Origin of the sequence: Parundibacterium terreum (genome assembly GCF_014636315.1) — a bacterium.
Lineage (GTDB): Bacteria > Pseudomonadota > Gammaproteobacteria > Burkholderiales > Burkholderiaceae_D > Undibacterium > Undibacterium terreum.
The window spans coordinates 36,382-62,090 of record NZ_BMED01000003.1; the positions used below are offsets into that span (position 1 = coordinate 36,382).

Consider the following 25,709-nt stretch of genomic DNA (forward strand, 5'->3'; position numbering starts at 1 on the left):
TTGGCTCTAGATCTGGCATCATTGCTCGGCAGAAGAAATCCACCATTAATTGGTTTGGATATCAGCACTTCTGGCATCAAGCTCGTCGAGCTGTCCCTGGGGGCAAACAGTAATTACAAGCTGGAACGTTACGGTTCCGAGCCTTTGCCGCGTGGCGCCGTCGTGGACGGCAATATTGAAAATATTGAACAAGTCTCCGAGGCGATTCGCCGCGTTATCAAGAAAAGCGGCACGAATGTTAAAAATGCAGCGCTGGCCATGCCGGCTTCTGCTGTCATCACCAAGAAAATCATCCTGGCAGCGCATCTGAGTGAGCAGGCGCTGGAGGTGCAGGTTGAGTCAGAGGCAAATCAATACATTCCATTTGCGATGGATGAGGTGAGCCTGGATTTTTGCGTACTGGGGCCAGTTGCCAATTCCGAGGAAGATATCGAGGTTTTGCTGGCAGCATCCCGCAAAGAAAAAATCGAGGACCGTGTAGCTGTTATTGAGGCAGCCGGCATGCAGGCCAAGGTCATGGATATTGAATCCTATGCGGCCAGAGCGGCTATCGACAGGCTGATAGAGCAGCAGCCGAACGCCGGTCAGGACCAGATTTATGCCTTGTTCCAGATCGGTGCTAAAACCACTTATATCTCCATATTGCTGAATGGGCAGGTCATTTATGAGCGTGACCAGCAATTCGGCGGCAGCCAACTGACGCAGGATATCGTGCGCAACTATGGTTTGTCGTTCGAAGAGGCCGAGGCGAAGAAAAAGATCGGCGATCTGCCGGACAGCTATGAAATGGAGCTGGTGGAGCCCTTCCTGGAGAGTGCTGCGCTCGAGGTTACTCGCGCGATACAGTTCTTTTTTACTTCCACACCCTATACCCGCGTTGACCAGATTTTCCTGGCCGGCGGCTGCGCTGTGATTCCTGGCCTGGTTGATATCGTTGCCGAGCGCACCAAAATCTCCACGACGGTTGTCAGCCCTTTCAAAGGTATGGATATTTCCTCCAATGTGAACGAGAAATGGCTGCGCAATGATGCACCTTCCTACCTGGTTGCCTGTGGACTGGCGATGCGGAGATTTGGCTGATGATAAAAATTAACCTGCTTCCTCACCGCGAAGAGAAGCGTAAGCAACTCAAGAAGGATTTTTACTCTTTGCTGGCGCTCGCCGCCATCATTGGCGCCTTGATCGTTATTGCTGTCGGCGCGTACTACGCGACGCAGATATCAGCGCAAACCGACCGCAACAATTTCATCAAAGCCGAAAATGCAAAGCTCGATGAAAAAATAAAAGAGGTTGCGAGCCTCAAGCAGGAAATCGACGGCCTTAAAGCCCGCCAGCAAGCTGTTGAAGATTTGCAGGCTGATCGTAATCAGCCGGTGTATCTGTTGGATGAACTGGTCAAGTTGACTCCTGAAGGCGTTTACATCCGTACCTTGAAGCAGGAAGGGCAGCGAGTAGTGTTGACCGGATATGCCCAGTCAAATGAACGTGTGTCCGAATTCTTGCGCAACCTTGGCAACAAGTCTCCCTGGATGAATAAGCCTGACCTGATAGAAATTAAATCTGCCGGGATCGGACAGGGCAGGGACGCCAAGAAGGTGTTTGACTTTACAGTCAATGTGGGTATCCAGCGTCCGCGTGAACTTGAGGCCGCATCGGCAAGTAATGCCGCTTCAGCTCCCGCCGTCAACAAACCGTGAAAAAGTGACGAGAGATCAAAATGGACGTTAAAGAGTTTGGCGAATCAGTCGCTTCGCAATTTCGTGATTTGAATGGCTTGCACCCAGGTTTGTGGCCTTTGGCACCGAGGCTGATGTCTGCAGTATGTTTGCTGTTCTTTGTTACTTTGGTTGGCTGGTATTTCTATTGGAGCGACCAAACCGATACCCTGGAGCAAGGGCAGCAGGAAGAACTGAAGCTGAAGGACTCCTATAAGCAAAAAATGCAGCAGGCAATCAGCCTGGATGCATTGAAAGAGCAGAGGAAATTGGTTTTGCAGTACGTTGCGACGATGGAAAAGCAATTGCCTAGCAAAGCGGAGATGGATGCTCTGCTGTCGGATATTAACCAGGCAGGTTTGGGACGGGGTTTGCAGTTCGACTTGTTCAAGCCTGGTCAGGCGCTGGTGAAAGACTATTACGCCGAGCTGCCGATCAATATACGTTTGCTGGGTAATTATCACGATATGGGTGAGTTCGTTAGCGATATTGCTAAATTGCCGCGTATTGTTACCTTAAATAATCTTGCAGTCTCCAGTGGCAAAGACGGCACCCTCGTATTGGATGTGGTGGCGAAGACCTTCCGTTATCTGGATAAGGATGAGCTGTCTGCACAGGCTGCGTTGAAAAAAGGGGCGAAGAAATGATGCGTCCTAATAGTAGGTCGACAGGAGTATTGCTCGCTACACTGGCTCTTGCCGGGTGCGGAGACAATGGTTTGACGGAAGTGCGGCAATGGATGGACGGGGTCAAGAAAGAAACGCGCGTTATCGTCCCGAAAATCAGTGAGCCCAAGATCTATGTCCCGGTCGCTTATACGGGGAAAGACCAGATCGAGCCGTTCAATCCGAATAAATTATTGATCGCCTTGGCCAAGATCAGGGCAGAGTCAGATAACGGCTTGAAGCCGGATATGAACCGGCGCCGCGAGGCGTTGGAGGCTTTTCCGCTGGACACATTGAAAATGGTCGGAATTATTGAAAGACCGAATATGAAGAACGCTTTGATACAGGTAGATAAGTCCATTTATCAGGCCAAGATCGGCAATTACTTAGGACAGAATTTCGGCATGATTACCAAGATTACAGACTCCGAGGTAGAAGTTAAGGAAATTGTGCAGGACGCCGCCGGTGACTGGACCGAGAGGATGACCAAGTTGGAGTTGCAGGAGGCGAAAAAATGAATGCGTTGATAAATACAAGTAAAAGGAGCGCTATGCGTTTTTCTTTCTATGCCCGCTTGATGTCCGCTGCCCTGCTGGGCTTGGCCTTTTTGGCTCCCGCCGCCCACGCGCAGTCCAATGCGATTGAGTCCATAGTGGCCAATCAGCAGGGTGCGAATATCATTGTCAAAATTGCGCTGAAAAATCCTGTTGTCAAACCGCCTCTGGGATTTGCGATTACCAGTCCGGCCAGGATAGCGCTGGATTTTGCAGATACTTCGAATGGCACCGGCAAGAGCACAACCGATATTGCAATGGGCGATGTGCGTAACGTCAATGTGGTGGAAGCGACTGGCCGCTCGCGCCTGGTCTTCAATCTGAACAAGCCGCTCAATTATGCTACCGCTATTGAGGGTAATACGGTCATCGTGACGATAGACGGCTCTGGGGGCATTGCAACAGCCGTCAATTCCGCAGGCTTGCCTGTAGTTTCTGCTCCTGCGGCGCAGACCAAACAGAATTTGCGCGATATCGATTTCCGTAAGGGTGTGGCTGGTGAAGGTCGCGTGGTAGTGGATCTTCCAAGCAGCCAGGTCGTGGTTGACGTGCGTCAACAAGGTCAAAAAATCGTTGTTGACCTGATGAAGGTCGGCCTGCCGGAGGTATTGCGCCGTAATCTGGACGTCACCGATTTTGGTACGCCGATCCAGAAAGTAACGACCATGCCCCAGGGCGAAAATGTCAGGATGACGATAGAGCCTAAGGGCCTGTGGGAACACAGCGTCTATCAAAGCGACTCTCAGTTGGTGATCGAGGTCAAACCGATTAAGGAAGATCCAAACAAGCTGACCCAGGGTACACAAGGCTACCGTGGCGAACGCCTGTCGCTGAATTTCCAGAATATAGAAGTCAGGGCCTTGTTGCAGGTGATTGCCGATTTTAATGGCCTTAACATCATTACCAGCGACACAGTGAATGGCAGTCTGACTCTGCGTCTCAAAGACGTGCCTTGGGATCAGGCACTGGATATCATCATGCAGTCCAAAGGCCTGGATATGCGTAAGAACGGTTCGGTATTGTGGATCGCTCCTAAAGATGAATTGCTGACCAAAGAAAAACTGGAACTGGAACAAAAGGCGCAAATCGCCGATCTGGAGCCCCTGAGGACCGAGTCCTTCCAGTTGAACTATCAAAAAGCGGAAGCTTTCAAACAAGTCTTCGGCGTGGATGGCTCCAGCACTAACCGTATCTTGTCGAAACGCGGCAGTGCAGTGATTGAGCCGCGCACCAACCAGTTGTTCGTCACCGATATTGCCTCCAAGCTGGAAGATGTCAGGAAGCTGATCCAGAAGACGGATATCGCCTCCAGGCAGGTATTGATTGAGGCGCGCATAGTCGAGGCGGATGACACCTTCAGCAAAAATCTTGGAGCCAAGCTTGGCTTCGCCGATCTGCGCGGATTACAAGGCGGAACTGCCGGTTATCAGGTGTCCGGTAATCAGCGTATCGCGCTGACAGGTAACTATCTGGGGGTAGGTGAGCAGACCGGCCAGGCAAAAATTACCGATCAGAGCTATATCCCGAATACGCAATTTGTCAGCTTGCCTGCTGCCGGTATCAACGGTTTGAATCCTGGCAGCTTGGCGGTGAGCCTGTTTTCCTCTGCAGCCAACCGCTTTTTGAATCTGGAGTTGTCTGCGCTGGAAGCTGACGGTAAGGGCAAAATCATTTCCAGTCCGCGGATTGTTACTGCAGATCAGTTAAAGGCTTCTATTGAGCAGGGTACGGAATTGCCGTATCAGGTTGCAACCAGCAGCGGCGCGACTTCCATCGCATTCCGTAAGGCATCATTGAAACTGGAAGTGACGCCACAAATCACGCCGGACGGCAACGTCATCCTGGAAGTTGAAGTGCATAAAGACAGTGTCGGTGATCAGACAACAGCAGGCTTTGCGATTAATACCAAGGAAGTAAAGACCATGGTTCTGGTTGAAAACGGCGGGACCGTCGTGCTGGGTGGTATTTATCAGCAAACTGAAGCGGACAATGTGACAAAGATTCCTTTCTTTGGTGACATCCCTCTGCTCGGAAATTTGTTTAAGACGACTGGGCGCACCAATGATAAAACTGAGTTGCTGGTGTTCATCACGCCGAAGATCATTGCCGACCGTATGTCTGTAAAATGATAAAATGACAATCCAAATTAAAGATTCAAACTTATTCTGCAGGAGTATCGCGTGGTAAAACAATTTAAAGCCTTGATGGGGTCCCTATTAATAGCCACGCTTGCAGCTTGCGGCGGCGGTGGCGGTTCTGCTGGTACGCCAGTGCAGGGTGGCGGTACTGGAGGGACTGGTACTACGGCGAATGGTAAGATCAGCGTTAGCTTGTTTGATTCCACTGGTGCCGCAAGCAATATCCTTTCCAGTTCAGGACTGAACGCAAAGGCGGTAGTTACTGATGCGAATGGCGCTGTGGCAAAAAATATCGTTGTAACATTTACCTTGGATAACGCGACGATTGCCAGTGTTTCGCCCGTGAGTGGTACGGCATTGACTGATGCTAACGGTGTTGCGCAAATTAGCCTGAAGAGCGGAACTGGAACGGGTGCCGCAACTTTGACGGCATCTGCCACGGTAGTAGGCACTACTGCTATAACAGCAACTGCGACTTTTTCTGTTACTGCAACGACAATAACACCTAGCGCAATTAACTTCACATCTGCTGTGCCTGCTGATAAGTCTATTGTATTGAAAGGCGCTGGCGGCAATGGCCGCACTGAGGCTGCTTTGCTTGTGTTTACCGTTGTTGACAGCAACAACGTGGGTATTCCAAACATCAAAGTCAATTTCAGTGTGCCTGCTACCACTTCTGTTACTCTGGGCGCGACCTCGAGTCTTACGGATGCCACAGGCAAGGCCAGCATTACGGTGAACTCAGGTTCGACACCGACGACGGTGCGTGTGGTCGCGACGGTAGATGGAACTGCAATTTCCGCGTTGTCGGATACGGTAACGGTCACCACGGGCCAGCCTACTCAAGCTGCGCTGTCAATTGCACGTGCAAAATCGGATATTGAAGGTATTGATTTTGATGGCGAAGTAAATACGATTACTGTTTCCATGGCGGATCAGTTTGGGGGTGTGGTTGCCAACGGTACTCAGGCTGTATTTACGACAAATGCAGGTGCGATCATCGGTGATGGCGGCACTTCGGATACCTCACGCTGTTTGACAGTGAATGGCCAATGCACGGTTTCATGGAGAAGCCAGAATCCTCGCGCATCGGTTGTTACTGTGCTCGTGACATCTGCAAATGCCACAGAGACATTGACCGGTAGCACTTCCTTTATAAATAGTGGCTCGAACGCCTTATTTACAGCTATTCCTACTCTTGCATTTGGCTCGAATTGCGCTTCACCTCAAAAAGTGAGCTTTACCGTTACTGATCAAAGAGGCTACATATTGCCTACTGGTACCTCGATTACTATAGAGAATCTTTCTGGCGCAACCGTTGTACCATATCCAGCCTCAATTCCAGAGCCAGTCACCAGTGCTCCGGGAGGCACTTCGATAGAGTTGACGGTTGCTCCAACTGCGTGCTCTGCTACCGGCACTCCTAAAACGATTAACCCGACTTTGGTCGTAACGACACCAAAAGGTAAACGCTCAACTCAACAGTTGACGATTACATATATTGGGACATAGTTTTTCTGCCCTGAAAAGGGTGGGTACTGGTTTTGAATGCCTGGAAATATATTTTTAGTAGGCCTGATGGGTTCCGGCAAAACTACGGTTGGCCGGGCCCTGGCAAAAAAACTCAACAAGCGTTTCATTGATTCGGATCACGAAATAGAGGCCCGTACCGGGGTTTCTATTCCCGTGATTTTTGAAATTGAAGGCGAAGCCAGCTTTCGCCAGCGGGAAGCGGATGTCATCCGCGACCTGACTGCACAAGACGATATCGTACTCGCCACCGGTGGCGGTGCCATCCTGAATGAGCAGAGCCGGCAGTATCTGAACAGCCGTGGTACAGTCATTTATCTGCGAGCCGGCATCAATAGTATTTTGCAGCGTACGCGCCACGACAAAAACCGCCCTCTGCTGAGGACTGCGGATCCGCGCAAGAAACTGGAAGACCTGGCTGTGCAGCGTGAACCTTTTTATCAGGAGGTTGCGCATTTGGTCATAGAAACCGGTCGTCCAAACGTGCAGCATCTGGTGCTATCCATCTTGACTCAACTGGACCAGTTGCCCGGCGCTGGCGATTCCAGGCTTATTGAAGCTCCATTTATGCAGCAAACCTCACAACATTCACTGCAAGTCGATCTCGGCGAGCGCAGCTATCCCATCGACATTGGTACCTCATTGCTAGGTAATCCGCAGTTGGTCGGGCGCCATATCAAGGGTGAGCGGGTGGCTGTGGTGACCAATACGGTGGTTGCGCCGCTGTATCTGGAGACCTTGCTGAACACTTTGCGTGCGGCAGGCAAACAAGTAGTGCCGATTATCCTGCCCGACGGGGAAGAGCATAAAACCTGGTCCAGCCTGATGCTGGTATTTGATGCCTTGCTGCAGGCCAAATGCGACCGCAAGACCACGCTGATCGCCCTGGGCGGCGGTGTGATCGGTGATTTGACCGGCTATGCAGCTGCGTCTTACATGCGCGGTGTGCCCTTTATCCAGATACCGACTACCTTGCTGTCACAGGTGGACTCATCGGTAGGTGGCAAGACCGGTATCAATCACCCGTTAGGCAAGAACATGATAGGCGCGTTCTACCAGCCGCAGGCTGTGATCGCAGATATCGCGACTCTGAATACCTTGCCTGACCGTGAGTTGTCTGCTGGTCTTGCGGAAGTGATCAAGCATGGCGCGATCATTGATGCTGCCTTCTTCGACTGGATAGAAGCCAATATACAAAAACTGCGCGCCAAAGATCCTGCTGCGCTTGCGTATGCGGTTCTGCGCTCCTGCCAGATCAAGGCTGATGTGGTGCGCCAGGATGAGCGCGAAGGCGGCTTGCGCGCGATCCTGAACTTTGGTCACACCTTTGGCCATGCGATAGAGTCCGGCATGGGATATGGCAACTGGCTGCACGGCGAGGCGGTCGGTTGCGGCATGGTAATGGCTGCCGACCTGTCCTACCGCATGGGGCATATCGACTATGTCAGCAAGGTCAGGCTGCAAAACCTGGTGGAAGCCGCCGGCTTGCCGGTCGTTGCGCCAGATCTGGGAGAGGAGCGCTGGCTGGAACTGATGGAAGTCGACAAGAAAAATGAAGGCGGCCAGATCAAGTTCATTTTGCTCAAACCCCTGGGCGCTCCGCTGATTACCGCTGCGCCCAAGGATCATCTGCTGGCCAGCTTGCGCGCCTGTATCTGCTGATATGATACTCAGGGACGCCACGTTAGCCTCCTATGCCGCACAAGCTGCCACCTCGCGTGGACGCCGCTTTTCACAAGATGCATCCCAGTCCCGTACCGAATACCAGCGCGACCGTGACCGCATTATTCATTCAACAGCATTTCGCCGCCTGGAATACAAAACCCAGGTCTTCGTCAATCATGAGGGAGACCTGTTCCGCACCCGTCTGACGCATAGCCTGGAAGTAGCGCAGATAGCGCGCTCCATTGCGCGGCAACTAAACCTGAATGAGGATCTGGTCGAGGCGATCTCACTGGCGCATGATTTGGGCCACACGCCCTTCGGCCATGCCGGGCAGGATGCGCTAAACGACTGCATGAAGAATTTCGGCGGCTTTGAGCATAACCTGCAAAGCTTGCGCGTTGTAGACGAACTTGAAGAGCGCTATGGCGCATTTGACGGCCTGAACCTGACGTTTGAAACACGCGAAGGCATACTGAAGCATTGTTCGCTGTCGAATGCCAAAAACCTCGGCGATATAGGCCAGCGTTTCATCGACAAGAAACAGCCTACGTTGGAAGCGCAGCTGGCCAATCTGGCTGACGAGATTGCCTATAACAACCATGATATCGACGATGGCCTGCGCTCCGGCCTGATGCAGGAAGCCCAACTGATGGAGCTGGATTTTTTCGCGCGCTACCGGCGTGAAGTAGAAGCGGAATACCCAGGGCTGGTTGGCCGCAGGGCGATTGCGGAAACCATACGCCGCATGATCAATGCATTGATCGTTGATTTGATCGTGAACTCGGAAAAGCGAATTGCCGAGTATGCACCCCAATCTGTGGACGACGTGCGCAACGCGCCCGGCATGATCTCTTTTTCCGAAGAAATGCGCATCCAGGCAAACCTGTTGAAGCGTTTCCTGCACGAAAATCTGTACAGGCATTACCTCGTCAATCGCATGACGGCCAAGGCCAGAAGAACCATACGCGCCTTGTTTGATGCGATGCAGGCGGAACCCATCCTGCTGCCGCCAGACTATCAGGTAAAGGCAGCGGACCCGGGCGGTCAATTGCAGGCACGCAAGATTGCCGACTATATCGCCGGTATGACCGACCGTTATGCGATGCGCGAATATCGCCGCTTGTTTGCTGTAGACGAAGTTTGAATCACGCTTAGTCTCAGTGCTGCCAGGCAACGCTTGCAGTGACACAATTCATTGCATTGCAGCCACGTCTGGCATGCTAAAGTAAATGCCGGTTAATTCTTATCCAAGGAGATCAGCATGCGCTTCACAAAACCCATCCAACCCTTCCTCACATGTTCTTTGCTGGTGATTTCCAGTGTTGCATTTGCGGCCTCGTTAAACGACTTGAGCAATCAGGATGCCAGTGCCGGTCTGAAGGCTGCACTGGATAAAGGCGCGTCGCAAGCGGTATCCAAACTGGGTGTGGAGAACGGCTTCCTGAATAATGACAAAGTCAAAATCCAGTTGCCGTCCATACTGGAAAAAGCCCGGCCCATATTGAAGATGACGGGGCAGGGCCAGCAACTGGATGATCTGGTGGTCTCTATGAACCACGCTGCAGAGGCAGCCGTGCCTATGGCCAAGCCCTTGCTGGTCAATGCGGTGAAGTCGATGTCTGTGACGGATGCTAAAAATATCCTGACCGGCGGCGATACCTCGGTCACCGACTTTTTTCGGGGAAAAACCTCGACCCAGTTGTCCGATCAATTTTTGCCTATCGTGAAAAAAGTCACTGACAAGGCCGGCTTGTCGGCCAAATACAATAGTGTGATGGGGCAGGCCTCCAAATTCGGGGCAGTTTCAGGCAAGGAAGCAACCGTAGAGGGCTATGTAACGCAGCGCGCTGTCGATGGCCTGTACCTGATGATCGCCGAAGAGGAAAAAGCGATACGCCAGGATCCTATCGGTTCCGGTAGCAAGATCATAGGCAAGGTATTTGGTTTGCTGAAGTAAGTTTAGTGCAAGCTTCAGGGAACACCATAGGATATGCATCGATATTCCGTGCTGATTTTGGCCCTGGGGTAGAGGGGGAGGCAGTTACCAGCCGCTCAGATGAAAAAGATTTCAGCTTAGGATGAAAAGCTTTTAGGACAAAAGAAAATCCTTTTCTTGTTTCTGGATTAAGCTCTACCAGCCCGTGGCTTCATGCTGCAAGAGAACGTCGAAGTTGGCAGGAGTTCGCATCTCAATTTCGACCGTTCTCGGTAGTACCACTTAAGTAGCTTATGTTGCGCTGCCACATGGGTTTTTGATTGATGCATGGATTTAACGCACATACAATTTGTAGCTATAACAAAAAAAGAACTATTGATGTATCCGTAGTCACGATAATTCATATAACAGGAGATAGACATGTCATACAAGATGAAAAGCTTGATTGCCACTGCGTTGCTGAGCTGGACTGTAGCGGGCAATGCTGCTGAACCGATCAAGATCGGCGTATCCGGTCCTTTCACAGGCGGTTCCGCTCCCATGGGCGTATCCATGCGTGACGGCGTGAAACTTGCCGTATCCGAAATCAATGCCAAAGGCGGCGTGCTGGGCCGTCAGTTCCAGGTAGTTGAGCGCGATGACGAAGCGAAAAACGAACGCGGCGTGCAGGTCGCACAGGAATTGATCAACAAGGAAAAAGTCGTTGCTACTCTGGGCTTCATCAATACCGGTGTGGCACTGGCTGCGCAGCGCTTTTATCAGGAAGCGCAAATTCCCGTCATCAACAACGTTGCTACTGGCAGCGTGATCACCAAGCAGTTTGCAGCGCCGGAACATAAAGATAACTATATCTTCCGCACATCCGCCAATGACACTATCCAGTCGGCGATGATCGTGGATGAGGCAATCACCAAACACAAATTCACCAAGGTCGCTATCCTGGCCGACTCCACCAACTACGGCCAACTGGGCCGCGAAGATCTGGAGAAAGCACTGGCGACCAAAGGCATCAAACCAGTTGCGATTGAAAAATACAACATCAAAGACGTGGACATGACGGCGCAGTTGCTGAAAGCCAAACAAGGTGGCGCTCAGGTCGTGCTGACCTATGGCATCGGCCCTGAGTTGGCACAGATCGCCAACGGCATGGAAAAATTGAACTGGAAAGTGCCGATGATAGGCAGCTGGCCTTTGTCCATGGGTAACTTCCTGGATAACGCCGGCAAGAATGGCGACGGCACGCTGATGCCGCAGACTTTTATCCAGGATCCAAACACGCCAAAACGCAAGTCCTTCATCGAGGGCTATCAGAAGGCTTACAAAGTAGACCGTATGCCATCCGCAGTGTCTGCTGCGCAAGGCTACGACTCAGTGTACCTGCTGGCTGCAGCGATCAAACAGGCCGGTACTACTGATGGTCCGAAAGTGCGCGAAGCACTGGAAAACCTGAATGAAAAAGTCGAAGGCGTGGTTGCGACTTACAACAAGCCATTCAGCCACGACGATCACGAAGCCATCAAACCTGGCATGCCTGTCATTGGCGAAGTGAAGAACGCACGCGTCGTTCTCGCCAAATAATTCGGCAAAGTTCTCATACTCGATACCGAGATAGAACTCAGATCCGCAATTGGGCCAGACCTTGTTCTAAGGACTGGCCCTTTTCTTAAGAATTACGGCAAATGCTGCCGTCTGTCAGGTGGATAAAATGGAAATTCTCTTACAACTTGTGTTCAGCGGTATCGCGCTAGGCATGATCTACGCGGTCGTCGCTTTCGGTTACCAGCTGACATTCGCTACTTCGGGCACGCTGAATTTCGGCCAGGGCGAGGCCTTGATGCTGGGCGCCATGGTGGGTCTCAGTCTGGTCGGCAATGTACACGGCGGTCCCTATATGAACTACTGGCTGATGATACCGGTGGTGCTAGTTTTTGGCGCGCTGCAAGGCATGCTGGTGGAGTGGATAGGCGTGCGGCCGGCGATCAAGATCAAGTCCGAATTCGGATGGATCATGTCGACGATCGCGCTGGCAATCATCTTCAAGAACATTGCTGAAAATATCTGGGGCAAGGATGACGTGCCTTTCCCTTCACCGTTGTCAGCTGCGCCTTTCCAAGTGTTTGGAGCCAATGTTCAACCCATGCAAATCGTCGTTGTGATCGGTGCGCTGGCGATCATGGCTGCAGTGGAAATCTTCAATCGCAAATCGATCTATGGCAAAGCCGTCGTCGCGACGTCGAACGACAGGGATGCCGCCGGTCTGATGGGTATCAATACCCGCATGGTCATCACCTTTTCCTATGCGCTGTCTTCTGCGGCGGCAGCCTTCGCAGGCGTATTGATTGCGCCGCTGGTGCCTACCGGTGTGACGATAGGTTCAGCGCTGGGCCTGAAAGCTTTTGCGGTGGCGATCATCGGTGGCCTGACCTCCGGCGTCGGTGCGATCGTCGGCGGCCTGATACTGGGGATTGCTGAAAAACTGACTGGCTTCTACCTGTCCACTGGTTATCAGGAAGTGCCGGGTTTGCTGTTGTTATTGCTGGTCCTGGCGTTCAAGCCGGCCGGCCTGTTTGGCAAAGCTGCAATCAAGAAAGTATAGAACATGAACAAGAAAATACTTGTGCTTTCAGTACTGGGTATCGCTGCGCTGGTGATATTCCCTATGCTGGTTCATAACCCCTATTATATTCACCTGGCAGAAACCATCCTCATCTACGCCATTCTTTTGTTTGGCCTGGATATCGTGGTTGGCTACACCGGGCAGGTATCGCTTGGCCACGCCGGTCTGTTTGGCATCGGCGCCTACACCACGGGCGTGCTGTACTTCAAGCTGGGTTTGCCTTTCCTGGTCGCGATGCCGGCCAGTATCGTCGTCACTGCGATTTTTGGCGCCATCCTGGCCTTACCGGCATTGCGGGTGACCGGCCCTTATCTGGCGATGGTGACGCTGGCCTTTGGTACCATTATTCAGATATTGATCAATGAGATGAGTTTCCTGACTGAAGGCCCCATGGGCCTGAAGATTCCCAAGCCGATTTTCTTTGGACAGAAATTGAACGAGGTCGGTTATTTCTACCTGGTGGCGGTGCTGATGGTGCTGTCGCTGATCGTCGTGCACAGGATACTCAAATCCTATCTGGGGCGCGCCTTCGAAGCCTTGCGCGACAGCCCTATCGCTTCCGATTGCATGGGCGTTTCAGTGTATCGCTACAAAGTCTATGCGTTTGTGATCAGTGCCGCGCTGGCGGGTTTGTCCGGCAGCTTATATGCGTATTCCGAAGAATATATTTCGCCCAATACCTATAACTTTGAGTTGACCATTCTGTTCCTGCTGGCGGTAATCATGGGCGGGCGCAAGACCCGTAGCGGCTCGCTGCTCGGTGCGCTGATCGTGGTCATGCTGCCCAGCTTGCTGGCGGATATTGACCTGTTCCGCAAGATCGCGACCGTTGCGGCCGTCGCTGCAGTTGCCGCTTCAGCCTACCTGCTGGCCACCAAAAAGAAAACCGTGCGTGATGTGATCGTACCAGTAGTGGCAACACTGGGCATGGCGCTGTTCTCGTACAAACTGGAAAATATCACCGACTGGCGCCTCACCATCTTCGGCTTCATGACCCTGTTTGTCGTGTATTACCTGCAGGATGGCATTATCGGTTTCATCAATGGCTTCTTCAGCAAAGGCCGCCGGAAGCATGTGGAAGCCTTGTCTGCATCGTCCAGTGTTGCCGCAGTTGCGACAGCGGCCGATAGCGGCAAGACCGGTTATTTGCTGGCTGCCAAATCCCTGTTGATGCAGTTCGGCGGATTGAAGGCGCTGAATATGGTAGACCTGAACATTGCCAAGGGCTCTGTGCATGGGCTGATCGGGCCTAACGGTTCAGGCAAAAGCACGATGATGAATGTGCTGACCGGCATCTACAAGCCGACTGACGGCACCGTTGAATTTAATGGCGTGCAGATATCCGGCGATACGCCTTCCGCCATTGCATTGGGCGGTGTCGCGCGTACCTTCCAGAACGTGCAGTTGTTCGGTGAAATGACTGCAACAGAAAACGTACTGGTCGGCTTACACCACACCTTCCGCAGCAATGTATTCGACGTGATGCTGGGCACGCCGCGGTATCGCCGTGAAGAACTGGCGGCGCGCGAGCGGGCTGCCAGCATCCTGCGTTTCGCCGGTCTGGCGGACTTGGCGAATGAAGAGGCGCGCAATCTGCCTTACGGCAAGCAGCGCGTGCTGGAAATCGGCAGGGCGCTTGGTCTGAATCCGCAATTGCTATTACTGGACGAACCCGCGGCGGGCCTGACCGCGCCGGATATCAAAGAGCTGGTCGCCATCATTCGCAAGATACGCGAACACGGTATCACCATCATCCTGATCGAGCATCACATGGACGTTGTGATGTCGATTTCAGATACGGTAACGGTGCTGGATTTCGGCCAGAAAATTTCCGAAGGCAAGCCGGCGGATGTGCAGGCTGATCCCAAAGTGATAGAGGCTTATCTCGGTGGTAGCGCCGGCGATACGCCTGCTCACGAAACTGTTTCAGCTTAAGCGAGGCAACCATGTTAAGCATTTCAAACTTACACGCCGCCTATGGCAAAGTCGAAGTATTGCACGGCATTTCGCTGGAAGTTCCAAAGGGAAAAGTTGTCACGCTGATTGGCTCTAATGGCGCCGGCAAGACCACGACGATGCGCGCCATCTCCGGCATGCTGAAACCGAAGCAGGGCACGGTGACTCTGGGTGGCAAGGACGTCACAGGCTTGGACTCACACAAGATCGCGCGTGCCGGCCTGGCCCATTCGCCGGAAGGCCGCCGTGTGTTCGCGACGATGAGTGTGACCGATAATCTGCTGCTGGGAGCCTTCCCGCGGTTTACCGGTTCGCGCCCGCGTGGCGACATCAAGATCGACCTGGAAAAAGCGCTGGAGCTATTTCCACGCCTGAAAGAACGTCAGCATCAGTTGGCCGGGACTTTGTCCGGCGGTGAACAGCAGATGCTGGCAATGGCCAGGGCAGTTATGCTCAACCCTGAGGTCGTGCTATTGGACGAGCCTTCCATGGGGCTGGCGCCCATTCTGGTGGATGAAGTCTTCCGCATTATCCAGCGCTTGAAAGAAGAGGGCACGACGATGCTGCTGGTGGAGCAGTTCGCCGCCGCGGCCTTGAATGTGGCTGATTATGGCTACGTACTGGAGAATGGCAAGATTTCAGTCCATGGCCCTGCAGCCAGCCTGAAAAATGATCCGGCGGTAAAAGCCGCCTATCTCGGCGGTGGCCAGCAACACTAAGCCTTGCGCATAGTTTCATTAAAAAAAGGGAGCCAATATACATTGGCTCCTTTTTTATTGGGGCAGGCTTTGCTTAATTTTACTCAATCGAGATGCCGCAATGGATGGGCATGATCCGGCCATGCAGATACAAAGAAGGGCGCGACCATTTCCTGGGTAACCTCTGCCAGGCTAGGCGGCGCCCATTTGGGCGTGTTGTCCTTGTCTACCACTAGCGCACGTACACCCTCCAGCACTTCTCCATGCTTGAAGCAATAACGTACCATGTCGCGCTCCATGCGCAGGCAAGCTGCGACTGTCAACCCGGCGCCGCGGCGTAGTTGTTCCAGCGTCACACTAACCAGTAGCGGCGAACGCTTCTGCATAACGGAGAGGGTTTGCTGTGCGAATGGGCTGCCGTCATCGGACAAGGTATCGACAATGGCTTGCACCTGATTGGCAGAAAAATGCTGGTCGATCAGGCTGCGGTGCGTTGCCAGCATGCTGTCCTCCAGCTTGATTTCTGCGGCGAACGGCGCTGCAAACTCGCGGATGGCGGCGCGGATATCTGCCTGCTGTGTGGATGTCAGCAATTGCATCAGCGCCGGTATGGCGCTGGTGGGAATATACACGTCAGCCAGCTCCGCATAGATCGCATCGGCGGCCCTGATGATTTCACCGGTCAGGCCCAGGTAAGTGCCCAATTGGCCCGGCGCGCGTGACAGGAAGTAGCCGCCGCCCACGTCAGGAAACAGGCCGATATTTACTTCCGGCATCGCCATCTTGGTCTTTTCAGTCACGATGCGCATACGGCAGGATGGCCCCGCTTGCGCAATACCCATGCCGCCGCCCATCACCACGCCATTCAACAAGGCGATATACGGCTTGGGGTAGAAATGGATAAGGTGGTTCAGCGCATATTCTTCAGTGAAAAAATCTTCCAGCAAGGCGCTGTCGCCTTTCGGCGTTGCGGTGCCGGCGTCATAGAAGAAACGGATGTCCCCCCCGGCGCAGAAAGCCTTTTCGCTGGAGCTGGAGATAAATACCGCACCGACATTGTCTGCGTCGCGCCATTGCAGCAATACCTGGGTAATTTCCCGGATCATGTCCAGGGAGAGGGAGTTGAGTGCCTTGGGTCTGTCCAGCGTGATAAAGCCTATCTGGTTCTGGACGAAGGTCTGGACGTATTCGCTCATGGGAAGATCGTTTCCGGATGAAAAGCCTATTTTAGCCTAAGCGCGTCGCCGAGGCTGACAAGGAGTGCTCAAGAAAATTTTCTGGTCGCATAAACTTATGCGGAGCGGCTTGCAGAAGCATGCTTTCTTGTCGTGGGAATGGTTGCGGGCAACAAAAAAGGATGCTGAAAAGCATCCTTTGTCTGGTTTCTCTACGTATGGCCGTTTAGGCAGAGGCGGAGGCGGGATCAGGTATGTATTTAATCGCGTCGTTTTTATGCGCCTGGATTTTATCTTTGTGTTTGATGACTTGCCTGTCCAGCTTGTCGATGAGGGTATCTATCGCTGCGTACAGGTCTTGCGCGAGGCTTTCAACGTGTATGTCTTTGCCGCTGATGTGCAGATTGATGTCTGCCTTGTGACGTTTCTCTTTTTCGCGGAGCTTGTCTACTGTCAGGATGACTGCAATATCAATGACTTGGTCGAAGTGTCGCCTTATCCTCTCTAGCTTGTTTTGCACGTGTTCACGGATTGCTGGAGTAACTTCGAGGTGATGTCCACTGATGGTGAGATTCATACGGCGCTCCTATGGTAGATGTTACTTGCTACAAAATAAGTCAGCCCAAAAGCATTGAGCTAAATTATATATAGCAATGCAAAACTCGATTACAAGAACTTGTTACAGAAAATTTAAAAAAACAGATGCTCTACCGTAAGGTAGTGCCGTCGGGAATTTTTAAGGTTTCAAAGATTTTCAAGGATTCTTATAAGGATTTTCGCAGACTCACTGGAGGGATTTTCAGGGCTTCCCGGTATTTCGCGACGGTACGTCGCGCGATGACCATGCCTTGTTCACCCAGCATGTCTGCGATCTTGCTGTCAGAGAGTGGGTTTTTCTGGTCTTCTGCTCCTATCAATTGCTTGATGAGTGCCCGTATTGCGGTGGATGAAGCTTCACCCCCAGTTTCCGTCGCAACGTGGCTACCGAAAAAGTATTTCAACTCAAACATACCATGAGGGGTAAGCATGTATTTTTGAGTTGTGACACGAGAAATAGTACTCTCGTGTAAACCCAGTGTATCAGCAATTTCGCGCAAAACAAGAGGTCTCATCGCAACTGCGCCATGTGTGAAAAAATTGCGTTGTCTTTCCACTATCGCTTGTGCGACGCGCAAAATAGTATCGAAGCGCTGGCGCATATTCTTGATCAGCCAGCGTGCCTCTTGTAGCTGGGAACTCAGCGTGCCGTCGCCGCGATTTTGCTTCATGATGTTGGCATACATACTATTTACACGCAGACGCGGCATCACGTCCTGGTTCAGCAACACCTGCCAGCCATTCTTTGATTTTCTGACAATGACGTCCGGCACCACATAGTCCGATGCGTCAGCGGTGAACTCTGCACCCGGATGGGGTTTGCACTGCTTGATGACAACTTGCGCTTCGCGCAAATCTTCATCGTCGCAAGTCAGTACTTTTTTCAGCTTATTGAAATCGCGTTGCGCAAATAAAGCCAAATGCTTTTCCACAATATCCAGGGCCAGCCTGCGCGTCACGAATGCAATCTTCGGCAGGCGCTTGATCTGTATGGACAGGCATTCTGAGAGGCTGCGCGCACCGACGCCGGCAGGATCAAAACTCTGTAGCATGTTCAGCGCAAAATTCAGCTCTTCGGGTTCCACGCATAGCTCAAGCGGCAACGCGCCATGTATGTCTTCCAGCGATTCGGTCAGGTAGCCGTTGCCATCCAGTGCATCGATGATCAGTTCGATCAATGCGCGGTCTCTCAGTTCCTTGACGGTCACGCGCATCTGTTCCAGCAGATGTTCCCTGAGCGAAATCTGGGCACACTCCAACTGCGGGCGGCCTTCATCTTCTTCCGGGCCCTTGGAGCCCTGCGGCACATCGTCAAAGCTCCAGTCTTCTTCGTTGGCACTGGTGGTATCGGCTGCATTGGGCGCGTCAGCGCCGTCGCCATTGTCCGACGCTGGAGAGGAGTCTTCATTGCCTGTATTCGCCGCACCGCTGTCATTGTCCGACGTACTGCTTGCACTGATGGCACCATCCGCCAGCAGCCTGACGGCATTGTCCATGGGATCGTCTACGCGCTCCAGCATCGGGTTTTCGGTCAGCAGGTTTTCCAGCTCCTGATGCAGTTCAAGCGTAGACAACTGCAGCAAACGTATTGATTGCTGCAGTTGTGGCGTTAATGCCAGATGTTGAGAGGTACGGAGTTGTAGGCTTTGTTTCATAGAGATAGACATCCGTTACATACGGAAGTGCTCTCCCAGATAAACTTTACGCACAGACTCGTTGGCGACGATTTCATCCGGTCGGCCGCTGGCCAGCACCGCACCCTGGTTGATGATGTAGGCGTGGTCGCAAATGCCCAGCGTTTCGCGCACATTGTGGTCGGTGATCAGCACGCCTATGCCGCGTTCTTTCAGGAAGCGCACAATACGCTGGATCTCTATCACCGCAATCGGGTCGACGCCTGCAAAGGGTTCATCCAGCAGCACAAAGCGCGGATTGGTCGCCAGTGCCCTGGCTATTTCCACGCGCCGGCGTTCGCCGCCGGACAGGGAGAGTGCCTGGTTTTCGCGGATTTTTTCTATCTGCAGCTCGGCCAGCAGCATGTCCAGCCGCTCTTCGATTTTCGTTTTTTCCAGAAACTTGCCGTCTTCATCCCTTTGCAGTTCCAGCACTGCACGGATATTGTCTTCTACCGACAACTTACGGAAGACCGAGGCCTCCTGCGGCAGATAGGATAATCCCAACAATGCGCGCTTGTGGATAGGCAGATGCGAAATATCGGTGCCATTGACATCGATCTTGCCGGCATCCGATGGCACCAGGCCTACAATCATGTAAAACGAAGTGGTCTTGCCGGCGCCATTCGGGCCCAGCAAGCCAACCACTTCTCCGCTTTTAACCTCCAGTGATACGTCGCGCACAACCTGGCGCGCACCGTATTTCTTCTGCAGGCCGCTGATAATCAGAGTACTCGTCATATTATTTTTTCTGTTCTTCTGGCTTCGGTTGTTCCAGCTTTGGCTGTATGGTCAGCTTGATCCTGCCTGACCCGGGGACGCTTTGGCCCGAGGCTGTATTGGCACCGATGAAATTTTCGTTTTTGCTGTCATAGGAAAGAAATTCGCCTTCCTGTTCCTGCGTGACTTTTTTATTTTCGAGATACTTTACGTGTGCCTTCGTGATGAACTTAACCAGTTCGGTCTTTTCATCGTATTCCACCCTGCTGGCAACGCCTTCGACCCACAGGTCTGGACCGCCATCGCGTTTTTGTCTGAAAAATACTTGGCCGCCTGGGCCGCCGGTCAAGACGACAAACATGGTGCCCTCCGCAGTTTCTGTGTTGACTGCTTTCGCTGATTTGATTGTTAGCGTTCCGCGCGTAACGACGACATCGCCCGTTAGTACGGTAATTTTTTTTCTATCGTCACTGGCGTAATGTTCCGCTTCGATATCTGTTTTTTTGTACCTGTCGGCCTGTTCGGCAACCGCAGTGGCCGAAAACAAAAAAGCACAGGCAGCCAGGATCAGTGATTTCGATAGAGGTGCGAAAGTAGGTTGGGTCATGATTGTCCTAAGATAAGGCTCGTTATTTGTTCGGGTGCCGCGACAAGGCTGGGTTGCTATTGAAAGTCGCTTTTACTTTGCTGAGTAATTGCGTTTCCTGGGTCGCATTATTGACAATCATGCCGATTGCATGCACTTCACCGCGGGCACTCGTGATCGTTACGGGTTTGTCGGTTTTCATGATATTGATATCCGGAAGCAGCAGCAGATACTCCGATTCCAGCCTGGTACGCTTTGTCGTCGGGCTGTCGGGGCGATCCACGCTGACGTTGCCGAACAGATGGATCTCATCGCTATCTTTCGGCGCCTGGTTGGCTGCCCCTTTTTGCGCAATGACGGCACGGTCCGCGATGACTGTAACCGGTACCTTGTCGGCGTCGAAGCTGTTGATTTGCGGCTGAAACACCTCATAGTCATCATCCCGTGGCCGGTGCGTCATGCGCTTGCCTATGATGTGGTAGTTGGTCTTGCCGTTATTGGACAGCCGGATGAAATTAAAATTTTCCACATAGTAGTCCGGTGTCGTGCGCGGAGCGGAGCGCGAATTGCCCTCTTCATTATTCCTGCGCATCGCTTCCAGTATCCAGAAGCTGCCCAGTGCGACGACCGCCAGCAAGGCGACCATCAGCCACAGGCGGAAACGATCGGCGGTGAATACATATCTCATGTCAGCTCACCTGCTCACGCCAGGAACGGCGCAAGCGCCTGTTCATATTTACCCTGTGCCTTCAGGATGAAATCGCACACTTCGCGCGCTGCTCCACGGCCACCGCTCGCCTGGGTCACATAATGCACCCGTGCTTTTACTTCCGGATGCGCATTCGGCACGCTGGCGGCGAAACCGACTCGGCTTAATACCGGCAAGTCGATCACGTCGTCACCGATAAAGCCGCATTCCGCTGGTGCTATATGCAATTCGGCTAGCAATTCCAGGAAAGCGGCTTTCTTGTCATGGATGCCCTGGCGCAGATGGGCGATGTCCAGGTCTGCAGCGCGCTTGGAGACGATAGGCGATTTACGTGCGCTGATAATCGCCGTGGCTATGCCAGACTGCTGCAGCAGCTTGATGCCCTGGCCGTCCAGTACATTGAACGTCTTCATCATTTCGCCGTCCGGCCCAAAATGCAGGCTGCCGTCGGTCAGGATGCCGTCGACGTCGAAGATCATCAACTTGATTTGAGCGGCCCTGCTGATATCGGAGGCACTCATCAGATCACCTTGGCGCGTGTCAGGTCATGGATGTGGAGCGCACCGACCAGCTTGCCGGAGTCGTCTGCCACCAGCAACTGGTTGATTCTGTGGGTTTCCATCAGTTCCACAGCTTCCACGGCCAGCTGCTCAGCACGCACGGTACGCGGATTTTTGTGCATCACGTCAGCAATGATGACTTGTGAAAAGTCCTGCACTTTTTCCATCAGGCGGCGCAAGTCGCCATCGGTGAACACGCCCAGCACGCGCTGGTCGTGGTCCACGATCGCAGTCATCGCCAGGCCTTTTTTGGTGATTTCCAGCAGGGCTGTAGTCAGACGGGTGTCCGGCGTTACCTGCGGTATTGCCTCGCCGGTGCGCATCACATCGCGTACATGGGTCAGCAAGCGGCGGCCTAATGCGCCGCCGGGATGGGAGCGGGCAAAATCTTCTTCGCCGAAGCCGCGCGCATCCAGCATGGAGACCGCCAGCGCATCGCCAAGCGCCAGCGTTGCCGTGGTGCTGGTGGTTGGCGCCAGATTCAGCGGGCAGGCTTCCTTGTCTACCTTGACGTCCAGATGGACATCGGCCCAGCCGGCCAGACTGGAGGAGGCATTGCCTGTCATCGCGATCAGGCGGGTGCCCAGTCGCTTGATGGTCGGGATGATGGCCGCCAGCTCCGAGGATTCGCCGGAGTAGGAAATGGCAATGACCACGTCCTGGGGGGTAATCATGCCCAGGTCGCCGTGCGCGGCTTCGCCGGGGTGGACAAACATGGCCGGAGTGCCGGTGGATGCGAAGGTCGCCGCCATCTTGCGCGCGATATGGCCGGATTTGCCCATGCCGGATACGACGACCCGTCCGTGGCAATTCATCAATAAGGCCATCGCTTGTGCAAAGCTGGCACTGCCTTCACCGGCCAGCCTTAGTTTCAGGGACTGGATGGCCTCGGCTTCGGCATGCAAGGTCTCGCAGGCAAGCGCCAATGCACGTTCGGCATCAAACGTGACGGCACCGGATTTGTTGGGGGTGGCATTAAGATTGCTGGTAATTGAGCTCATGCCGAAAGTATAAACGAAATTCGTTAAGCAAAAACTTTGCCAGATACTTTAGATTGAGTGTTGCTGCACTGCAAATATATCTTTATATCGGAGTAATGTGTCGAGGTAATACCTCAAGTTAATCCGGTATTAGTAATTGTCCGTCAGAGGATTAATTGAATGTGAATGAATTATTTAAGTAATAATAAGCAACATGACAGCCTTGGACACAACACTACTGCTTTTGGGCGCTGCCGTGCTCGGCGTGGTGGCTTTTCGCATGATGCAATTGCCGCCTATGCTGGGTTACTTGGTAGTCGGGATATTGATAGGCCCGTATGGGCTGGGTCTGGCGCAAAACGACGCGACGACGCATGAGCTGGCGGAGTTCGGTGTTGTTTTTTTGATGTTCTCCATAGGCCTGGAATTTTCCCTGCAAAAGCTGATGTCCATGCGCAAGGCGGTGTTTGGCTTGGGCATGGCGCAGGTACTGGTGACCATCGTTGCGACCATGGCCTTTGGCGGACTGATGGCCTATTTCCTGCCGCTCAAATTCAATATCAGTTGGGAAGCTTCGTTTGCCCTGGGCGGCGCATTGGCGATGTCGTCCACCGCGATCGTTTCCAAGATGCTGACTGAAAAGCTGGAGCTGGAAAGCCCGCATGGACGGCAGATTATCAGCGTGCTGCTATTTCAGGATCTGGCAGTGGTTCCCTTGCTGATCCTGGTGCCGGCACTGGCCTCGCACTCCGGCAATTTAATGGAAACCCTGTTGTGGGCCAGTGCCAAGGCTGCCTTTGTGCTGTTTGTGCTGCTGTTCATCGGCCAAAAGCTGATGCGGCGCTGGTTCAGCATCGTCGTAAAGCGCCGCTCGCAGGAATTGTTCATGCTGAACCTGCTGCTGGTGACGCTGGGCGCCGCCTGGATCACAGATTATGCAGGTTTGTCTATGGCCCTCGGTGCCTTTGTCGCTGGCATGCTGATCTCTGAAACAGAATACCGGCACCAGGTGGAAGAGGACATCAAGCCTTTCCGCGACGTGCTGCTGGGACTGTTTTTTGTCACGATAGGCATGCTGCTGAATGTCAGGCTGGTCATTGCCAATGGCTGGCTGATCCTGTTGCTGCTGATGGGGCCCGTGCTATTGAAGTTCGGTCTGATCACCGCGCTGGCCAGACTGTTTGGCGCCTCCACCAGCGTTGCCTTGCGTACCGGCCTGGGCTTGGCGCAGGCGGGCGAATTCGGTTTTGTGCTGCTGAACCAGGCCGGCGGCTTGCAACTGGTGGATCCTTTGCTGGTGCAGTTGATCCTGGCCTCGATGGTACTGTCCATGCTGGCTTCGCCATTCATCCTGGCGAAGTCGGATGCGATCGTGATGAAGCTGTCCGCCAATGAATGGATGATGCAGTCGCTGGCGCTGACCCAGATCGCGACCCGCACGATGGCGACCAAGAAGCATGTGATCATCGCCGGCTTCGGCCGCAGCGGCCAAAGCCTGGCCAAGCTGCTTAGCGAGGAAAAAATTGATTATCACGCGCTGGATCTGGACCCGGACCGCATACGCGAAGCGCAGATCGCCGGTGCCAATGTGTCTTACGGCGATGCAGCACGCCGCGAGAGCCTGGTGGCCGCCGGTATCAACCGCGCTGCAGCGCTGGTTGTGACTTATACCAATACCGCGTCGGCGCTGAAGGTGCTGCATTTTGTCAGCGAATTAAATCCGACTTTGCCCGTCATTGTGCGTAGCCAGGACGATACCGACCTGAATAAATTGCGGGAGGCGGGCGCCACCGAAGTAGTGCCGGAACTGCTGGAGGGCAGCCTGATGCTGGCCTCGCATGCGCTGGTGTTGCTGGGCGTGCCTTTGCGCCGCGTCGTGCACAGGGTGCAGGCGGCGCGTGACGAACGCTATGAATCTCTGCGCGGCTATTTTCACGGCGCCAGCGATGCCGGCGACAGCCCGGAGAGCATGCAGGTGCGCCTGCACACGGTACTTCTGCATGAAAGGGCCAAGTCCCTGGGCAAAAAGCTGGAAGAGCTGAATCTGTCAGAACTGGAAGTCGATGTGACCGCAGTGCGACGCGGCAAGCAAAGGCTGGAACTGGCCCAGCAGATCGTTTTGCAGGAGGGGGACGTGGTTGTGGTGCGCGGTATCGCAGAAGCTGTCGCTAGGGCAGAGCATCGCCTGTTAAAATAGCGCCTGCCGCCAAAATAGCTTGTTGTGTTTTTGAAAATGCAACAGGCTTTTTTACGCCATTTTTAATAGAACTCATTTCATCAATAGGAGCGAGTGCGAACGAGTCCATTTGGGATGCAGTGCGAGGCGCGTCGCGACGCAAAGACTGGCCGTCTTTGCTAGCGGCGCAACGCTGCAATGCGCCCAAATGGGCCGTTCCCGGAGGGTTTGTCTTAAAAGTGGCGCTGGACTGCGTTGCACTCGTTGTCAATAGCTCGCTATTGACGCCTTGCACGCCTTGCCAGCGCCGCTTTTAAGGCAAACGCATCTCACTCCTATTGATGAAATGAGTTCTAGCAACCGAAGTAATCGAAAGAAGGACATCACGCGATGTTAAACGCATCCCAATACATCAAGGAACATATCCGCACAGTGGAAAACTGGCCGCAACAAGGGGTCATGTTCCGTGATATTACGCCCTTGCTGCAAGATCCCAAGACCTTCCGCGTCTTGATCGACCTGTTTGTGCACCGTTACATGGATGCCAAGCTGGACATGGTGGCGGGCCTGGATGCGCGCGGCTTTATCATAGGCTCGGTACTGGCCTATGAGCTCAACCTCGGTTTTGTGCCCATCCGCAAGAAAGGCAAGCTGCCTTTCACTACTTTGTCGGAACAATACGAACTCGAATACGGTAGTGCTACCGTAGAATTGCACGCCGATGCCTGCAAGCCAGGCGATCGCGTGGTACTGATAGACGATCTGATCGCTACCGGCGGCACCATGATGGCCGGCAAGAAACTGCTGGAACGCCTGGGCGCGGAAGTAGTGGAAGGCGCGGTCATCGTCGATTTGCCGGAACTGGGCGGCTCCAAGCTGCTGAAATCCAGCGGGCTGCAGTTGTACACCGTATGTGACTTCGACGGGCATTGATAGGATGGGCTGAGCTTGTCAGCAAAATAAAGCCGGTTTGCCTGAAGGGCGCGCCGGCTTTATTTATTATTTTCATAATTATTGCCAGCGAGAATACTCATCAATAATAATCAAGCATAAAGGCCT

The 25,709-nt window shown here is 53.3% G+C and carries 24 protein-coding genes; 15 read left to right on the forward strand and 9 right to left on the reverse strand.

Going from position 1 to position 25,709, the window contains the following annotated elements:
* From IEW12_RS14965 to IEW12_RS15025, 13 genes are all read left to right on the forward strand, one after another.
* Positions 1-1,080 carry a pilus assembly protein PilM gene (locus tag IEW12_RS14965; RefSeq protein WP_188566903.1) on the forward strand — a complete coding sequence of 360 codons (1,080 nt, stop codon included), beginning with the start codon at positions 1-3 and terminating at the stop codon, positions 1,078-1,080.
* Positions 1,080-1,697, forward strand: coding sequence for a PilN domain-containing protein (locus IEW12_RS14970; protein WP_188566904.1), 618 nt, complete (start codon positions 1,080-1,082; stop codon positions 1,695-1,697). Before IEW12_RS14965 ends, IEW12_RS14970 begins: the two co-directional genes overlap by 1 nt.
* A 20-nt stretch (positions 1,698-1,717) precedes the next feature.
* Positions 1,718-2,362 carry a type IV pilus inner membrane component PilO gene (locus IEW12_RS14975; RefSeq protein WP_188566905.1) on the forward strand — a complete coding sequence of 215 codons (645 nt, stop codon included), beginning with the start codon at positions 1,718-1,720 and terminating at the stop codon, positions 2,360-2,362.
* A complete protein-coding gene (locus IEW12_RS14980) occupies positions 2,359-2,898 on the forward strand; it encodes a pilus assembly protein PilP (protein ID WP_229751136.1) in 540 nt (179 codons plus the stop codon). Before IEW12_RS14975 ends, IEW12_RS14980 begins: the two co-directional genes overlap by 4 nt.
* A gap of 32 nt (positions 2,899-2,930) precedes the next feature.
* Positions 2,931-5,063, forward strand: a complete 2,133-nt coding sequence (locus IEW12_RS14985; RefSeq protein WP_229751137.1) for a type IV pilus secretin PilQ — start codon at positions 2,931-2,933, stop codon at positions 5,061-5,063.
* A 51-nt stretch (positions 5,064-5,114) separates the two neighbouring features.
* Entirely contained in the window at positions 5,115-6,584 is a 1,470-nt protein-coding gene (locus IEW12_RS14990) for an Ig-like domain-containing protein (RefSeq protein ID WP_188566907.1), read from the forward strand.
* A gap of 66 nt (positions 6,585-6,650) precedes the next feature.
* Positions 6,651-8,264, forward strand: a complete 1,614-nt coding sequence (aroKB, locus tag IEW12_RS14995; RefSeq protein ID WP_308789134.1) for a bifunctional shikimate kinase/3-dehydroquinate synthase AroKB — start codon at positions 6,651-6,653, stop codon at positions 8,262-8,264.
* Between the two features lies 1 nt (position 8,265).
* Positions 8,266-9,411 carry a deoxyguanosinetriphosphate triphosphohydrolase gene (locus IEW12_RS15000; protein WP_188566909.1) on the forward strand — a complete coding sequence of 382 codons (1,146 nt, stop codon included), beginning with the start codon at positions 8,266-8,268 and terminating at the stop codon, positions 9,409-9,411.
* A gap of 117 nt (positions 9,412-9,528) precedes the next feature.
* Positions 9,529-10,224: a DUF4197 domain-containing protein gene (locus tag IEW12_RS15005; RefSeq protein WP_188566910.1), complete on the forward strand. Its 696-nt coding sequence runs from the start codon at positions 9,529-9,531 to the stop codon at positions 10,222-10,224.
* A gap of 399 nt (positions 10,225-10,623) precedes the next feature.
* Entirely contained in the window at positions 10,624-11,781 is a 1,158-nt protein-coding gene (locus IEW12_RS15010) for an ABC transporter substrate-binding protein (protein WP_188566911.1), read from the forward strand.
* Between the two features lie 127 nt (positions 11,782-11,908).
* Complete coding sequence (locus tag IEW12_RS15015) at positions 11,909-12,799, forward strand: branched-chain amino acid ABC transporter permease (protein ID WP_188566912.1); 891 nt, start codon at positions 11,909-11,911, stop codon at positions 12,797-12,799.
* A 3-nt stretch (positions 12,800-12,802) separates the two neighbouring features.
* On the forward strand, positions 12,803-14,755 hold the full coding sequence (locus IEW12_RS15020; RefSeq protein ID WP_188566913.1) for a branched-chain amino acid ABC transporter ATP-binding protein/permease: 1,953 nt from the start codon (positions 12,803-12,805) through the stop codon (positions 14,753-14,755).
* Between the two features lie 11 nt (positions 14,756-14,766).
* Entirely contained in the window at positions 14,767-15,495 is a 729-nt protein-coding gene (locus tag IEW12_RS15025) for an ABC transporter ATP-binding protein (RefSeq protein WP_188566914.1), read from the forward strand.
* Between the two features lie 83 nt (positions 15,496-15,578).
* Here IEW12_RS15025 and IEW12_RS15030 read toward each other — a convergent pair whose 3' ends face one another.
* From IEW12_RS15030 to IEW12_RS15065, 8 genes are all read right to left on the reverse strand, one after another.
* A complete protein-coding gene (locus IEW12_RS15030; RefSeq protein ID WP_188566915.1) occupies positions 15,579-16,670 on the reverse strand; it encodes an enoyl-CoA hydratase/isomerase family protein in 1,092 nt (363 codons plus the stop codon).
* 205 nt (positions 16,671-16,875) lie between these two features.
* Positions 16,876-17,226 (reverse strand): ribosome hibernation-promoting factor, HPF/YfiA family, encoded by a 351-nt coding sequence (gene hpf, locus IEW12_RS15035; RefSeq protein ID WP_188566916.1) that lies wholly within the window; start codon positions 17,224-17,226, stop codon positions 16,876-16,878.
* A gap of 187 nt (positions 17,227-17,413) precedes the next feature.
* Complete coding sequence (locus IEW12_RS15040) at positions 17,414-18,901, reverse strand: RNA polymerase factor sigma-54 (RefSeq protein ID WP_188566917.1); 1,488 nt, start codon at positions 18,899-18,901, stop codon at positions 17,414-17,416.
* A 15-nt stretch (positions 18,902-18,916) separates the two neighbouring features.
* Positions 18,917-19,660: an LPS export ABC transporter ATP-binding protein gene (gene lptB / locus IEW12_RS15045; RefSeq protein ID WP_188566918.1), complete on the reverse strand. Its 744-nt coding sequence runs from the start codon at positions 19,658-19,660 to the stop codon at positions 18,917-18,919.
* A 1-nt stretch (position 19,661) separates the two neighbouring features.
* Entirely contained in the window at positions 19,662-20,246 is a 585-nt protein-coding gene (gene lptA / locus IEW12_RS15050; protein WP_188566919.1) for a lipopolysaccharide transport periplasmic protein LptA, read from the reverse strand.
* A 22-nt stretch (positions 20,247-20,268) separates the two neighbouring features.
* Positions 20,269-20,913: an LPS export ABC transporter periplasmic protein LptC gene (gene lptC / locus IEW12_RS15055; RefSeq protein ID WP_188566920.1), complete on the reverse strand. Its 645-nt coding sequence runs from the start codon at positions 20,911-20,913 to the stop codon at positions 20,269-20,271.
* A gap of 14 nt (positions 20,914-20,927) precedes the next feature.
* The gene (locus IEW12_RS15060) at positions 20,928-21,455 is read right to left on the reverse strand and encodes a KdsC family phosphatase (protein WP_188566921.1); all 528 of its coding nucleotides are present in this window, start codon (positions 21,453-21,455) and stop codon (positions 20,928-20,930) included.
* A complete protein-coding gene (locus IEW12_RS15065) occupies positions 21,455-22,495 on the reverse strand; it encodes a KpsF/GutQ family sugar-phosphate isomerase (protein ID WP_188566922.1) in 1,041 nt (346 codons plus the stop codon). Before IEW12_RS15065 ends, IEW12_RS15060 begins: the two co-directional genes overlap by 1 nt.
* Positions 22,496-22,688: 193 nt before the next feature.
* On the opposite strand from IEW12_RS15065, the gene IEW12_RS15070 reads away from it, so the two are divergent.
* Positions 22,689-24,671, forward strand: a complete 1,983-nt coding sequence (locus tag IEW12_RS15070) for a cation:proton antiporter (protein ID WP_188566923.1) — start codon at positions 22,689-22,691, stop codon at positions 24,669-24,671.
* On the opposite strand, the gene IEW12_RS15075 is transcribed toward IEW12_RS15070, so the two are convergent.
* Positions 24,643-24,780, reverse strand: coding sequence for a hypothetical protein (locus tag IEW12_RS15075; protein ID WP_188566924.1), 138 nt, complete (start codon positions 24,778-24,780; stop codon positions 24,643-24,645). The genes IEW12_RS15070 and IEW12_RS15075 overlap by 29 nt on opposite strands.
* 260 nt (positions 24,781-25,040) lie before the next feature.
* On the opposite strand from IEW12_RS15075, the gene IEW12_RS15080 reads away from it, so the two are divergent.
* Positions 25,041-25,583: an adenine phosphoribosyltransferase gene (locus tag IEW12_RS15080; protein WP_188566925.1), complete on the forward strand. Its 543-nt coding sequence runs from the start codon at positions 25,041-25,043 to the stop codon at positions 25,581-25,583.
* Positions 25,584-25,709 lie beyond the last annotated feature (126 nt).

Coding starts and splice junctions, on each gene's coding strand:
- IEW12_RS14970 (WP_188566904.1), top strand. CDS start 1,080: ATGATAAAAATTAACCTGCTTCCTCACCGCGAAGAGAAGCGTAAGCAA.
- IEW12_RS14975 (WP_188566905.1), top strand. CDS start 1,718: ATGGACGTTAAAGAGTTTGGCGAATCAGTCGCTTCGCAATTTCGTGAT.
- IEW12_RS14980 (WP_229751136.1), top strand. CDS start 2,359: ATGATGCGTCCTAATAGTAGGTCGACAGGAGTATTGCTCGCTACACTG.
- IEW12_RS14985 (WP_229751137.1), top strand. CDS start 2,931: ATGCGTTTTTCTTTCTATGCCCGCTTGATGTCCGCTGCCCTGCTGGGC.
- aroKB (WP_308789134.1), top strand. CDS start 6,651: ATGGGTTCCGGCAAAACTACGGTTGGCCGGGCCCTGGCAAAAAAACTC.
- IEW12_RS15000 (WP_188566909.1), top strand. CDS start 8,266: ATGATACTCAGGGACGCCACGTTAGCCTCCTATGCCGCACAAGCTGCC.
- IEW12_RS15005 (WP_188566910.1), top strand. CDS start 9,529: ATGCGCTTCACAAAACCCATCCAACCCTTCCTCACATGTTCTTTGCTG.
- IEW12_RS15010 (WP_188566911.1), top strand. CDS start 10,624: ATGTCATACAAGATGAAAAGCTTGATTGCCACTGCGTTGCTGAGCTGG.
- IEW12_RS15015 (WP_188566912.1), top strand. CDS start 11,909: ATGGAAATTCTCTTACAACTTGTGTTCAGCGGTATCGCGCTAGGCATG.
- IEW12_RS15020 (WP_188566913.1), top strand. CDS start 12,803: ATGAACAAGAAAATACTTGTGCTTTCAGTACTGGGTATCGCTGCGCTG.
- IEW12_RS15025 (WP_188566914.1), top strand. CDS start 14,767: ATGTTAAGCATTTCAAACTTACACGCCGCCTATGGCAAAGTCGAAGTA.
- IEW12_RS15030 (WP_188566915.1), bottom strand. CDS start 16,670: ATGAGCGAATACGTCCAGACCTTCGTCCAGAACCAGATAGGCTTTATC.
- hpf (WP_188566916.1), bottom strand. CDS start 17,226: ATGAATCTCACCATCAGTGGACATCACCTCGAAGTTACTCCAGCAATC.
- IEW12_RS15040 (WP_188566917.1), bottom strand. CDS start 18,901: ATGAAACAAAGCCTACAACTCCGTACCTCTCAACATCTGGCATTAACG.
- lptB (WP_188566918.1), bottom strand. CDS start 19,660: ATGACGAGTACTCTGATTATCAGCGGCCTGCAGAAGAAATACGGTGCG.
- lptA (WP_188566919.1), bottom strand. CDS start 20,246: ATGACCCAACCTACTTTCGCACCTCTATCGAAATCACTGATCCTGGCT.
- lptC (WP_188566920.1), bottom strand. CDS start 20,913: ATGAGATATGTATTCACCGCCGATCGTTTCCGCCTGTGGCTGATGGTC.
- IEW12_RS15060 (WP_188566921.1), bottom strand. CDS start 21,455: ATGAGTGCCTCCGATATCAGCAGGGCCGCTCAAATCAAGTTGATGATC.
- IEW12_RS15065 (WP_188566922.1), bottom strand. CDS start 22,495: ATGAGCTCAATTACCAGCAATCTTAATGCCACCCCCAACAAATCCGGT.
- IEW12_RS15070 (WP_188566923.1), top strand. CDS start 22,689: ATGACAGCCTTGGACACAACACTACTGCTTTTGGGCGCTGCCGTGCTC.
- IEW12_RS15075 (WP_188566924.1), bottom strand. CDS start 24,780: ATGGACTCGTTCGCACTCGCTCCTATTGATGAAATGAGTTCTATTAAA.
- IEW12_RS15080 (WP_188566925.1), top strand. CDS start 25,041: ATGTTAAACGCATCCCAATACATCAAGGAACATATCCGCACAGTGGAA.